This is a genomic window from Halobaculum litoreum, from assembly GCF_030127125.1.
In the GTDB taxonomy this organism is placed as follows: domain Archaea; phylum Halobacteriota; class Halobacteria; order Halobacteriales; family Haloferacaceae; genus Halobaculum; species Halobaculum litoreum.
On the sequence record NZ_CP126156.1, the window covers coordinates 1925781 to 1937647 of the forward strand.

Annotated in this window: 11 protein-coding genes and 3 pseudogenes; 8 read left to right on the forward strand and 6 right to left on the reverse strand. The window is 75.3% G+C overall.

Translation table 11 applies throughout. The annotated features are described in order from the left end of the window. Positions 1 to 2 precede the first annotated feature (2 nt). The 6 genes from gatB to P0R35_RS10580 form a co-directional block, all read right to left on the reverse strand. A complete protein-coding gene (gatB, locus tag P0R35_RS10555) occupies positions 3 to 1520 on the reverse strand; it encodes an Asp-tRNA(Asn)/Glu-tRNA(Gln) amidotransferase subunit GatB (RefSeq protein ID WP_284012439.1) in 1518 nt (505 codons plus the stop codon). 153 nt (positions 1521 to 1673) lie between these two features. Further along, positions 1674 to 2099, reverse strand: a complete 426-nt coding sequence (locus P0R35_RS10560) for a hypothetical protein (RefSeq protein ID WP_284012440.1) — start codon at positions 2097 to 2099, stop codon at positions 1674 to 1676. 61 nt (positions 2100 to 2160) lie between these two features. Continuing rightward, entirely contained in the window at positions 2161 to 2391 is a 231-nt protein-coding gene (locus tag P0R35_RS10565) for an H/ACA ribonucleoprotein complex subunit GAR1 (RefSeq protein WP_284012441.1), read from the reverse strand. A gap of 12 nt (positions 2392 to 2403) precedes the next feature. Further along, positions 2404 to 2685 (reverse strand): signal recognition particle subunit SRP19, encoded by a 282-nt coding sequence (gene srp19 / locus P0R35_RS10570; RefSeq protein ID WP_284012442.1) that lies wholly within the window; start codon positions 2683 to 2685, stop codon positions 2404 to 2406. Between the two features lie 87 nt (positions 2686 to 2772). Further along, positions 2773 to 3225, reverse strand: coding sequence for an SHOCT domain-containing protein (locus P0R35_RS10575; RefSeq protein WP_284012443.1), 453 nt, complete (start codon positions 3223 to 3225; stop codon positions 2773 to 2775). Positions 3226 to 3282: 57 nt separating this feature from the next. Next, positions 3283 to 4482, reverse strand: a complete 1200-nt coding sequence (locus P0R35_RS10580; protein ID WP_284012444.1) for a PGF-CTERM-anchored ABC transporter substrate-binding protein — start codon at positions 4480 to 4482, stop codon at positions 3283 to 3285. 68 nt (positions 4483 to 4550) lie between these two features. Between P0R35_RS10580 and btuC the strand changes: the two genes are divergently transcribed. From btuC to P0R35_RS10620, 8 genes and pseudogenes are all read left to right on the forward strand, one after another. Continuing rightward, positions 4551 to 5684 carry a vitamin B12 ABC transporter permease BtuC gene (gene btuC / locus P0R35_RS10585; RefSeq protein WP_284014607.1) on the forward strand — a complete coding sequence of 378 codons (1134 nt, stop codon included), beginning with the start codon at positions 4551 to 4553 and terminating at the stop codon, positions 5682 to 5684. Then, positions 5681 to 6520 (forward strand): ABC transporter ATP-binding protein, encoded by an 840-nt coding sequence (locus P0R35_RS10590; protein ID WP_284012445.1) that lies wholly within the window; start codon positions 5681 to 5683, stop codon positions 6518 to 6520. The genes btuC and P0R35_RS10590 overlap by 4 nt, the downstream gene beginning before the upstream one ends. A 188-nt stretch (positions 6521 to 6708) precedes the next feature. Next, positions 6709 to 7779, forward strand: a pseudogene (locus tag P0R35_RS10595) (nicotinate-nucleotide--dimethylbenzimidazole phosphoribosyltransferase). A gap of 96 nt (positions 7780 to 7875) precedes the next feature. Next, a complete protein-coding gene (locus P0R35_RS10600) occupies positions 7876 to 8580 on the forward strand; it encodes an HAD family hydrolase (protein WP_284012446.1) in 705 nt (234 codons plus the stop codon). After that, positions 8571 to 9499 (forward strand): annotated as a pseudogene (locus P0R35_RS10605) (CobD/CbiB family cobalamin biosynthesis protein). Before P0R35_RS10600 ends, P0R35_RS10605 begins: the two are co-directional and overlap by 10 nt. After that, positions 9496 to 10293: an adenosylcobinamide-GDP ribazoletransferase gene (locus P0R35_RS10610; RefSeq protein ID WP_284012447.1), complete on the forward strand. Its 798-nt coding sequence runs from the start codon at positions 9496 to 9498 to the stop codon at positions 10291 to 10293. Before P0R35_RS10605 ends, P0R35_RS10610 begins: the two are co-directional and overlap by 4 nt. Continuing rightward, positions 10293 to 10847: an NTP transferase domain-containing protein gene (locus P0R35_RS10615; protein ID WP_284014608.1), complete on the forward strand. Its 555-nt coding sequence runs from the start codon at positions 10293 to 10295 to the stop codon at positions 10845 to 10847. Before P0R35_RS10610 ends, P0R35_RS10615 begins: the two co-directional genes overlap by 1 nt. Then, positions 10844 to 11855, forward strand: a pseudogene (locus tag P0R35_RS10620) (aminotransferase class I/II-fold pyridoxal phosphate-dependent enzyme). Before P0R35_RS10615 ends, P0R35_RS10620 begins: the two are co-directional and overlap by 4 nt. The last annotated feature ends 12 nt before the right edge of the window (positions 11856 to 11867 follow it).

An 11867-nucleotide genomic window follows, 5' to 3' on the forward strand; every position in this document is an offset into this window, starting at 1 on the left:
CGTTAGCCGTCCAAGCGCTCGCGCAGCATCGCGTTCACGTCGTCCGGCGCGGCCGACCCGCCCGTCTTCTGCATCACCTGCCCGACGAGGAAGTTGATCGCGCCGCCCTCGCCGCTGTGGTAGTCGTCGACGGCGTCGGGGTTCTCGTCGATGGCCGCCGCGACCGCGGTGGCGACCTCGTCGTCGTCCGCGGTGCCCAGTCCCTCGCGCTCGACGACCTCGTCCGGGGCCAGCCCCTCGTCGAGCATCGTGCGGAGGACGACCTCCTCGGCGTTCTTCGTCGTCACCTCGTCGGTGGCGACGAGTTCGACGAGGCGCGTGAACTCGTCGAGGCGGTGGGTGACGTCCTCGACGGCCATGTCGCGGTAGTTGAGTTCGCCCAGCAGGGTGTCGGCGACCCACGCCGCCGCCAGATCCGGGTCGAACTGCTCGGCCACGTCCTCGTAGAAGTCGGCGACGGCCTTGCGGGAGGTGAGCTTCGAGGCGGCCTCCTCGTCGAGGCCGTACTCCGCGCGGAAGCGCTCGCGGCGCGCGTCCGGCAGTTCCGGGATGGCGATGCGCTGTTTCCAGTCGGACACCTGCAGCGCCGGCAGGTCGGCCTCGCGGAAGTAGCGGTAGTCCTTCTCCTCCTCCTTCGAGCGCATCGAGACGGTGTTGCCGTGCGTCTCGTTGAAGTGGCGCGTCTCCTGTTCGACCGCCTTCCCGCGGCGCAGGAGGTTCTCCTGCCGGTTGCGCTCGTAGCCCAGCGCCTTCTCGGCGCCCTTGTGGCTGGAGATGTTCTTCACCTCCGTCCGGTTCGCCGACTCCAGCACCTCGTCGGCGATGGAGCCGTCGTCGGCCACCTCCTCGGCGTCGACCATCGAGAGGTTCGCGTCGATGCGGAGGCTCCCGTCGCGGCTCGCGTCGAACACGCCGAGGTACTCCAGCACCTCCTCCAGTTTCTCGAGGAAGGCGCGCACCTCCTTCGGGTGGCGGAAGTCGGGTTCGGTGACGACCTCCATCAGCGGCGTGCCGGCGCGGTTGTAGTCGACCAGCGAGTAGTCCGCGCGGTCGACCGAGGTCGTGCGCACGTCCAGATCCGCGGGGCCGTCGCGGACGTGGCGCAGGCTCCCGGGGTCCTCCTCGAGGTGGGCGCGGCGGACGTTCACCGTCCGGCGGTCGCCCTCGTGGGAGAACTCCAGCTCCCCGTCGGCGCACAGCGGGGCGTCGTACTGGGTGATCTGGAAGTTCTTGGGGAGGTCGGGGTAGTAGTAGTTCTTCCGGTGGAAGCGGGTCTGTTCGGGGATGTCGGCGTCGAGCGCCTTCCCCACCTTGACGGCGGCCTCGACGGCCGCCTCGTTGAGAACCGGGAGGGCTCCGGGGAGCCCGAGGCAGGTGGGACAGACGCGCGTGTTGGGCTCCTCGTCCTCGGCGGGCTCCGTGGAACACCCGCAGAAGATCTTGGTGTCCGTCTCGAGCTGGACGTGGACCTCCAGCCCGATGACGGGCACCAACTCGGCCCGCTCGGCTGCTCGTGCCATCGTTGAACGCGGCTTTGCGACCGGACAGGTAAAGCCTGACGGGACGACCGTCCCGGCGTTCTATGCGGGTGGTGTCGACCCGCCGGGTCCCGCTCCCCCCGAGCCCGCCCGGACGATCGGGAAATCGTCCGCGGCCGTCGTCGGCTCGACTCCCTACTCGTAGACGAGCACCTCGATACGGACGGTCTCGTTCTCGTGTTCGACGTACGCGTACGAATCGTCCGACGTGATCGCCTCGTACTGGTCGATCACGGAGTCGTATTCGCCGTTGGTGTAGGTGACGCTCGCGGAGAACTGCGACTCGTTCGCCCGATACTCGTCGACGACGCGTTCGACGACCGCGACGTACTTGTCGTCGGACAGCTCGTCGAGTTCTACGGGCTCGGCGTCGTCGGGAGACGAGTCGACCACCCTCGCTTCGATCGTTCCCGCGACCTCGGACGGATTCCCGGTCGTCTCGGCGGCGTGGGTGGACGGCTCTCCGGTCGGTACGGAGACACCAGTACAGCCGGCGAGCAGAACGAGCACGAGCACGACTGTGATCGCGACCGCGCGACCGACGGGACCGTCGGAGGGCACAGCGGGGTGTTCCACCCGAATACGGCATACGCCTTGTGGTCGTGTGGAACCGAGGACAGCGCTACCGCGCGTACAGTTTCGCGCCGAGCAGCCCCGTCAACCGCTCGCGGTCGCTCGGCGACACCGCGACGTAGGGGCGCGAGACGGGGCCGAACACGTCGACGACGCGCCCGACCGTCGACAGCGACTCGTCGACGACCTCGCTGCCGATGCGGGCCGGCTCGGCGCCCTCGGGGACGCGGACGACCGCGAGCCCCTGTGCGGTCCGGACGACCTCGCCGACGCGCTTCATCGACCCACCGCCTCAGTCCCCGCGGATGACGCCGAGGTAGGCGCCGACGGCCTGCACGAGGTCGTTCTTGGCGGTCTCGTCGGTGCCCGTGACGACGACGCAGCCGCGGGGCTCGTACTCCCGGCTGTACGTCTTGTCGCGTTCGATCTTCGCGTCGTAGCCGACCTGCTGGACGGCCTTCGCGATCTCGTCGACGGTGGGCTCGGCCACCGCGAGGTCCTCGGGGACGCGGCGCCCCTCGGCGCGGGTGTACGCCGCGTCGAAGTACGCGGGGTAGAGGACGTTCTCGACCATACGCCGAACGCCGGCGCCCGCGCGGAAAAAGGGTGCTATCGCCGGGCGACGGCGAGCCGTCCGGGCCCGGTCCGGACTGCCGCCGGGCTACCGCTCGAACTCGAACTCGGACTCGGACTCCCGCTCGCGCCGCTTGCGGTCCTCGAGGTCCTCCAGCGACTCCGTCTCCAGCAGGCGCTCCAGTTTCCGCTCGAACTGCTCGTCGGTCAGCTCGCCGCGCGCGTAGCGATCCCGGAGCGTGTCGAGCGCGTCGCGCGTGTCGGGGTCGCTCGGCGGCTCCGCCGTGACGGCGTCGCCCCCGTCGTCCGAGCCGCCGAGCCCCTCGATCCCGGATACCTCCTCGTCCCACCACTCCTCGATGTCGTCCTCGTCGCCGAACAGCATCGCCGTCAGCGGGACGACGACGACGTAGCCGAACAGCAGCGCCGCCAGCCACCAGTCCTGTCCGCTGAACAGCGCCGCCAGCCAGATCCCGGTGACGAGGGTGCTGACGACGGCCGTCGCGTTCTCGCGGAGGCGGTCGACGGGGCTCGCGCTCATGTGGGTGCGGTTCCCGTGGCGGGAGATAAAACCGCGGGGGCGCTCGCCGTCGGTCGGTTACCGGTCGCGCCGCGCGAGCAGCGCCGAGCCGAGGAGCGCGAGGACCGCCAGCGCGACCCCGAAGCCGGGGGCCGAGGTCTCGGTGGCCGGCTCGGCGGGCGTGTCGTCGACGGCCGCCGGCGTCGCGGTGTCGGTGATCGGCTCGCTCTCCGTGGCGGTCGCCGTCGGCGTCGGCGTCTCCATCGCGGCGACGGCCTCGGCGCGCGTCTCGAACGCGACCGCGCCCGCCGCGTCGGGGTGGAACCCGCGCGTCAGCGTGCGCACGCCCATGACGACCGAGCGCGGTGCGGGCTGGTTCATCCAGTCGCGGTTCACCTCGACGACGTCGTCGTTCTCGACCGCCGGCGTGGAGGCGTACGGCTCCTCGCCGACGAGGTACGACGAGAAGTCGGTCACGACGAGGTAGTCGGGCGCGAGGTCGACGACGACCTCGTCGTTGACCTGCGGGTAGCCCGCGAGGTCGCGCTCGGCGGCGACGTTCGTGCCGCCGGCCGTCTCGATCATCGCCTCGATGAACGTCCCCGTGCCGGCGATGTAGCCGCCGCCCAGCGGGTACAGCGCCCGCGCGGCCTCGGTGTCGGCGGTCGCCTCGCGCGCCGTCTCGACGTTCGCGGTCATCCACGCGTTCGCCTCGGCGGCGCCCGCACAGTTCCCCGTCAGCCGGCCCGTCAGGGTCGTCTTGTTCGCCACGTCCTCGACGGTGGTGGCGCCGCGGAAGTGGTACACCGTCAGGCCCGCCTCCCGGAGCGACCGGATCGTCTCCGCGGAGCTCGCGTTCGGCGCGAGCACGAGGTCCGGGTTCGTGCCGACCACCTTCTCGACGCTGACGCCGAAGCCGGCCGCCGACACGTTCGTGCGCGTCTCGGCGCCGTCGAGGTACGAAGCGTACTGGCTCACCCCGACGACCTGCGCTTTCCCGCCGATCTCCCACATCGTCTGGGCCGCGCTGGGGTTGAGCGTCGTCACGCGCTCGGGCCGTTCGTCGAGCGTCACCTCGGTCCCCGTCGCGTCCGTCGCCGTCAGCGGGTACGCGCAGGTCGCCTGCGTCTGTGCGACCGCCGCGCCGGTCGACGCCGCCGACCGTGCGCTCGCCCCGTCCGCCGTGCCCGCCGCGCCCGCCGCGGCCCCGACCGCCGGGACCGCCGCGGCGACGACCAACAGCGTCGCGATCAACAGCGTCCGTGTCCGTCGTGTCACGTCCCCAGCCAACCGGACAAGACAATAAATATTTACCTAATGCAAACAGCCTTGAATTCGTGACCGAGGTGTACCGTCGCGCGGCCGCCTACTCGGCGGGCTTGCTCGCCCTGCTCGCGGGGGTCGTCACCGTGAGCGCCGGCGTCGGCCCCGTCGCGGTGCCCGCCCGGACGGTGCTGGCGGTCGTCGCGAACGCCGTCGTCGTCCCCGCGGGCGTCGAGTGGGGAACGGGCGTCGCGGGCGGGGGCGGCCCGCTGACCGCGGGGCCGCCGCTGCGCGTTCGGTTCGCCCACCCGTTCGCGTTCTCGGTGTCGGAGACGCACGCGGCCATCGTGATGCGCGTGCGCCTCCCCCGGATCCTGCTGGCGGCGTTCGTCGGCGTCGGCCTCGCGGCCGCCGGCACGGTGATGCAGGGGTTCTTCCGCAACCCGATGGCGGACCCGGGCGTCATCGGCGTCTCCTCGGGGGCGGCCGTCGGCGCCGTCTCGTGGATCGTCGCCCCCTCGGCCGTGCTCGCGTTCCTCGGTCCGCTCCGCCCCCTGCTGGCGGGCGGGGCGGGGCTGCAACTCGCCGCCTTCTGCGGCGCGCTCGTCGCCGGCTTCGGCGTCTACCTGATCGCCAGCCGCGACGGCCGGACGCCGGTGGCGACGCTGCTGCTCGCGGGCGTGGCCGTCCAGACGTTCCTCGGGGCGGTCGTCTCGTACCTGCTGCTCCACTCCGGGGAGTCGATCCGTCGGGTGACGTACTGGCTGATGGGCCACCTCAGCGGCGCGAGTTGGGGCGAGGTGGCGGTCGTCGCCGTCCTCGTGCCGGCGCTGACGCTCGCGCTGTTCGCGTACGCCCGCGACCTCAACGTCCTGCTGCTGGGCGAGACGGATGCCCGCGCGCTCGGCGTCGAGGCCGAGCGGAGCAAACGCGCCCTGTTGGCCATCTCGTCGGTGTTGACGGGGACGGCCGTCGCCGTCTCCGGCGTCATCGGCTTCGTCGGCCTCATCGTCCCCCACGCCGTCCGCCTCGTCGTCGGCCCGGACCACCGGATCCTCCTCCCGACGAGCGCGCTCGCGGGCGGGAGCTTCCTCGTCGTCGCCGACACCGTCGCGCGCTCGGGCGTCGCCGAACTCCCGGTCGGCATCGTCACCGCCGCCGCCGGCGCGCCGTTCTTCCTGTACCTGCTGCGGACGCGGGAGGTGTACGACCTGTGAGCCGCGACCGCGACGGGTCCGCCGCGGCCGACGGCGGCGACGAAGACGGCGACGCCGCCGCCGACGACAGGGACGGGTCCCCGTTGATCGCCGTCCGGGACCTCGTCGTCGACCGGGGCGGCGAGCGCGTCCTCAACGGCGTCTCCCTGACGGTCGGGCGCGGCGAGCTCGTCGGCCTCGTCGGCCCGAACGGCGCGGGGAAGACGACGCTCGTCGCGGCGGTCAACGGGACGCTCGCCCCCGACGACGGCACCGTCGAACTCGACGGGCGCGACCGCGCCGGCCTCTCCCAGCGGGAGGTCGCCCGCCTCGTCGCGACGGTGCCACAGGAGACGAACACGGCGTTCGAGTTCCCCGTCGAGACGGTCGTCGAGATGGGCCGCACCGCGTACGTCTCGCGGTTCGGGACGACGACGGCGGCCGACCGCGCGGCCGTCGAGCGGGCGATGGAGCGGGCGGACGTCGCCGCGTTCGCCGACCGCCCGGTGACGACGCTGTCGGGCGGGGAGCGCCAGCGCGTCCTGTTCGCGCGGGCGCTGGCCGCCGAGACGCCCGCGCTCCTGCTCGACGAGCCGACCGCCAACCTCGACATCAACCACCAGCCGGGACGCTCGACCTCGTGCGCGGCGTCGTCGACGACGGGAAGGCCGCGCTGGCGGCCATCCACGACCTCAACCTCGCCGCGCGCGTGTGCGACCGGCTGGTGCTCCTCGCCGGCGGCCGGGTGCGCGCCGCCGGGACGCCGCGGGAGGTGCTGGCCGCCGACGCGCTCGACGCCGCCTTCGGCGTCGAGACGGCCGTCGAGGACGACCCCACGGTGGGGTCGCCGATGGTGACGGCGCTGCGCGACGGCGACCCGCGGCCGCGCTCGGAGTGACGCGCGCCGGGCCGGACCGAGGCGGTCCCGCCGACCCGGCCCGCCCGTGGACAATCGGATTTGTCCTAACGCATCCACAATTGTTATGCTCGGCCGGCGGGGGTGTAGGCGCATGCAACGGGCCCAGCCGCCGGCGGTGACCGGACCGTGAGACTCGTCGTCGTCGCCGGGTCGACCGCGACCGCGCGGATCGACGGGATCAGCGCCGCCGGGGCCGCCCCGGACCTGCTCCCGCACACGCCGGGCGCGGATCTCGACGTGGTGGTGCACGGCGAGCCGACGCTCGCGCCGGTCGTCCCCGTCAGCCCGACGGGCTGTCCCACCCCGCCGTCGTGACGCGCGCGGCCCGCGAGCTGTTGGGGGTCGACGTGCTCGCCGTCGACGCCGGCGTCGGCGGCACCACCGGCGCGCCGACGGTCGACGTGGGCGCCGGGCCGGGGAACGACGTGCGCGAGGCCGTCGCCGTCCCGCGCGCCGAGGAGACGTTCGCCGCCGCCCGCGAACTCGGGGCGGCGCTCCCCGACGACCGGCTCGTCGTCGGCGAGACGATCCCGGGGGTACGACGACCGCCCTCGGCGTGTTGACCGCGCTCGGGGAGTCGCCGACCGTCTCCTCGTCGCTGCCGGCGAACCCGCTGGAGTTGAAGCGGCGGGTCGTCGCCGAGGGGCTGGACGCCAGCGGCCTCGCCCCGGGCGACGCGGCCGGCGACCCGCACCGGGCGGTCGCGGCCGTCGGCGACCCGGTGCTCGCCGCGGTCGCGGGGCTGACCGTCGGCGCCGTCGGGAGCGGCACCGCGGTGACCCTCGCGGGCGGGACGCAGTTGGCCGCCGCCGCGGCGCTCGTCCGCCACGCGGGCGTCCACGACCCCCTGACGCTCGCGACCACCTCGTTCGTCGCCGACGACGACACCGCGGGTGTCGCCGCGCTCGCCGCCGACCTCGGCTCGCGTTCCGCGCGACCGACCCGGGGTTCGACCGCCTCGACCACCCGGCGGCCGACGCCTACGTCGCCGGCGAGGCGAAGGAGGGCGTCGGGATGGGCGGCGCGCTCGCGCTCGTCGACGACGCCGACGTCGGGATGGCCGCCCTGCGCGAGCGGGTCGTGACGGTGTACGACCGCCTGCTCGCCGACGAGGACGCTCCGGACACCGACACCGAGACCGTGGATGGGGCCGGACCCGAACCCGGAGGAGCCGACCGCGCGGGGGCCGACCGATGAAGGGGGTCGTCCTCGGCGGCACCGCCTCCGGTGTCGGCGAGACCGTCGTCGGCGACGCCCGCTTCGCCTTCGGCGGGTTCGTGGAGGGGATCTGAGATGGCGGGCGCCGACGGACACCCGGGCGGGGCGGCCGCGAGCGACGGCGGCGCCGGCGACCGCGGCGTCGCCGCGGTCTCGTTCGACCTGTTCGGCACGCTCGTCGGCGTCGACCGCCCCGACGACCCGGCCGCGGCCGTCGCGGCGGCGCTCGCCGAGCGCGGGGTCGCCGTCCCGGACGACTGGGCCGCCGCGTACGCCGAGCCGCAGTTCGAGTACGCGCCCGGCGTCGAGCGGCCGCTCCACCACCACGTCGCCGCGGCGCTCGCGAGCCGCGCCGACCGCCCCGCCCGCGCGTTCGTCGACGACGCCGTCGCCGCCGTCCGCGCGGCGTTCGACCGGCCGGTCCGGACCCGCCCGGGCGCCGTCGCCGCGGTCGCCGCGCTCGCCGAGCGGGGGCCCGTCGGCGTCTGCTCGAACTGCAGCGTCCCGGGACTCGTCGCGCGCAGCCTCGACCGCTCGGCGCTGGACCGCGCGGCGTTCGACGCCGTCACGACGAGCGTCGGCTGCGGGCGCCGCAAGCCCGCCCGCGGCGCGTTCGCGGACGTCGCCGCGGGGCTCGGGGTGCCGGTCGACCGGCTGGTGCACGTCGGCGACGACCCCGCGACCGACGGCGGGGTCGAGCGCTACGGCGGTCGCTTCGTCGCCGTCGACGACGTCCCGCTGGCCGACCTTCCCGCCCACGCGGAGGCGCGATGGGGCTGACCGCGCTCGCGGCGGTCGCCGTGGCGGCCGCGCTCGACGCGACCGTCGAGGAGTTCCCCGGCCGGGTCCACCCGGTCGCGCTGTTCGGCCGCGTCGTCGCCCGCGCCGACCGGGAGTGGGCGCGCCCGCGGGCCGCCGGCGTCGCGGTCGCGGTCGCGCTCCCGCTCGCCGCCGGGGCCGTCGGCTGGGCGACGGTCGCCGCCGTCCCGCGCGTCGTCGCGGCCGGCGGCGTCCCCGTCGACGCGTCGGTGCTCGTCGCGGCCGTCGCGGGGCTCGCGCTGTTCGCGACGACGAGCCTGCGGATGCTCGTGGGGGCCGCCCGCGACGTGGTCGCCCACAGCGAGGCGGACCCCGCGGCCGCGCGGACGGCGGCGCTCGCGCTCGTCGGCCGCGACACGGCGTCGCTGTCGCCGGCCGAACTCCGCAGCGCCGCCGTCGAGAGCGCCGCCGAGAACCTCGCCGACGGCCTCGTGGCCCCCTGCTGGCGTTCGCCGTCGGCGCGCAGGCGTCGGTCGCCGTCGGCGTCGCCGCCGCTTGCTGGGTGAAGGGCGTCAACACGCTCGACTCGATGCTCGGCTATCCGGGGAAGCCCCACGGCACAGCGAGCGCGCGCCTCGACGACGCCGTGATGTGGCTCCCCGCGCGCGTGTCGGCGGTCGCACTCGCCGTCGCCGGGCGCTCGCCCGCCGCGCTCGCGACGGCTCGCCGGTGGGCGCGGCTGCCGTCCTCGCCCAACTCCGGGTGGCCGATGGCGACGACCGCCGCGGTGGTTGGCAGTCGCCTCGCCAAGCGGGGCCACTACGACCTCAACCCCGACGCGCCGCTCCCGTCGGTCGAGCGCGCCCGGGCCGGCGTGCGGACCGTCGCCGTCGCCGGGTGGCTGTCGTTCTGCTGTGCGGGGGTGGTGGCGTGGCTGTGAGGGCGCTGGCGGCGGTTCGCGGCGCCGTGGGGTTCCTCTCTCGGATCCCGGTCGGCAACACGGAGGCGGGCTGGGAGGCGTTCCGCCGCACGCCGGCGGCGATGCCGGCCGCCGGCTACCTCGTCGGCGCGCTCGTCGCGCTCCCGGTGGCGGCGGTCGCCGTCGCCGCCGGCCGCGGCGTCGCCGTTCCGCCCGAGACGGCCGCGGTGGCGGTCGTCGCGTGGCTGTACGCGGTCACCGGGATCACCCACCTCGACGGCGTGGCCGACCTGGGCGACGCGGCGGTCGTCCACGGCGACGCCGACCGGCGCCGCGAGGTGCTGGCGGACAGCGCCCTCGGCGTCGGCGGCGCGCTGGCGCTCGGGCTGGTCGTCCTCGGACACGCCGCGGCGGCCCTGCTGGTGGTCGACCTGGCGCGGCTCGCCCCCGTGCTCCCGGTCGCCGCCGTCGGCCTCGTGGTCGCCGCCGAGGTGGCCGCGAAGGCGGCGACGGCGACCGTCGTGTGTCTCGGGGACGCCGCCCACGAGGGGCTCGGCTCCGCGCTGACCGCCGAGTCCGGCCCGCGCTCGCTGCTCGGGGTCGCCGCCGTCGCCGCGCCCGTCGCGCTCCTCGGGTGGCCCGCGCTCGCGCCCGGCCTCGCCGTCCTCGGCGCCGCCGGCGCCGTCGCCGGCGCGGCGCTGTGGTGGTCGACCGCACGCCTCGGCGGCGTCAGCGGCGACGTGCTCGGCGCGACGAACGAACTGGCCCGGGTGGCCGGACTGCACGCGGGGGTGGTCGCGTGGACGCTCTCGTGATGTGCGGCGGGCGCGGCACCCGCCTCGGCGGCGACGTCGAGAAGCCGCTCGTGCCGGTCGCCGGCACGCCGATGGTGGAGCGGGTCGTCCGCGCGCTCGCCGAGAGCCGGGTCGACGACGTCCACGCGGTGGTCTCCCCGCACACGCCGGCGACCCGCGAGCGCCTCCGCGAGCGCGACGGCGTCGCCGTAATCGACGCGCCCGGCGACGGCTACGTGGCGGACCTCGGCCACGCGCTGGCGCGGGTCGAGCGCCCCGTCGTCACCGTCGCGAGCGACCTCCCGCTGCTCGCGGGCGACTGCGTCGACCGCGTCCTCGACCGGTTCGCGGGGGCGTCGCTGGCGGCGTACGTCTCCGTCGACCGGAAGCGACGGCTGGGCGTCAGCGTCGACGCGACGGCGACCGTCGACGGCCGCGCGGTCGCGCCGACGGGGCTGAACGTCGTCGCCGACGCCGCCGACGAGCCTATCGTCTGCGCGGACGACCGGCTGGCCGTGAACGTGAACCGACCGCGCGACCACCGGGTCGCCGCGGCGCTGGCGGGGGCGCCGTGAACCTCGACGCCGCGCGCGACGAGCCGCGTACGCCCCACGGGAGCAGCGACGACCCCGACGTGCTGGACTTCAGCGCGAACTGCAACCCGCTGATCCCCGACGGCGTCGGGCGGGTGTACCGCGAGGCGTTCGACGCCGCGCGGACGTACCCCGCGGAGCCCCGGCCGACTACCGCCGGGCGGCCGCCGACTACGTCGGCTGCGAGCCGGCCGACGTGGTGCCGACGCCGGGCGGGCTGGCGGCGATCCGACTGACCGTCGCGCTGGCGGTCGACCCCGGCGACACGGTCGCGGTGCCGGCGCCGAGCTTCGGCGAGTACGCCCGCGAGGTGCGCCTGCAGGGCGGCGAGCCGGTGTTCGTCCCCCACGACGCGGTGGTCGACGTCGACCCCGCGGCCCACGCGCTCGTCGTCGTCTGCACCCCGAACAACCCGACCGGGACGGGGTACGACCGCACGGCGCTGGAGGCGCTGGCGGCGCGGTGTCGCGAGGCCGACACCCCGCTGCTCGCCGACGAGGCGTTCCTCGGCTTCACCGACCGTCCGTCGCTGGCGGGCGAGGAGGGGGTGGTCGTCGCGCGCTCGCTGACGAAGCTGTTCGGGCTGCCGGGGATCCGGGCGGGGTTCGCCGTCGCGACCGGCGCGTGGGGCGAGGCGCTGGCGAACGCCCGGCGGACGTGGAACCTCGGCGCGCCCGCGCTGGCGACGGGCGCCCACTGTATGCGACGGGAGGCGTTCGTCCGCGAGACGCGCGCCCGGGTGGCGAGCGAGCGCGAGCGACTGCGGGCCGGGCTCGCCGACGCCGGCTACGGCGTGGCCCCCTCGGAGGCGCCGTTCCTCCTGCTCGACGTCGGCGAGCGCGGCGCCGACGCCGTCGTCGCCCACGCGGCCGCCCGGGGATCGCGGTGCGCGACGCGACGACGTTCCGCGGGCTGGACAGCCACGTCCGCGTCGCCGTCCGCCTGCCGGCGGAGAACGACCGCCTGCTGGAGGTGCTGCGTGACGCCTGACCTGCGGGTCGC

Coding starts and splice junctions, on each gene's coding strand:
- gatB (WP_284012439.1), bottom strand. CDS start 1,520: ATGGCACGAGCAGCCGAGCGGGCCGAGTTGGTGCCCGTCATCGGGCTG.
- P0R35_RS10565 (WP_284012441.1), bottom strand. CDS start 2,391: ATGAAGCGCGTCGGCGAGGTCGTCCGGACCGCACAGGGGCTCGCGGTC.
- srp19 (WP_284012442.1), bottom strand. CDS start 2,685: ATGGTCGAGAACGTCCTCTACCCCGCGTACTTCGACGCGGCGTACACC.
- P0R35_RS10575 (WP_284012443.1), bottom strand. CDS start 3,225: ATGAGCGCGAGCCCCGTCGACCGCCTCCGCGAGAACGCGACGGCCGTC.
- P0R35_RS10600 (WP_284012446.1), top strand. CDS start 7,876: ATGGCGGGCGCCGACGGACACCCGGGCGGGGCGGCCGCGAGCGACGGC.
- P0R35_RS10615 (WP_284014608.1), top strand. CDS start 10,293: ATGTGCGGCGGGCGCGGCACCCGCCTCGGCGGCGACGTCGAGAAGCCG.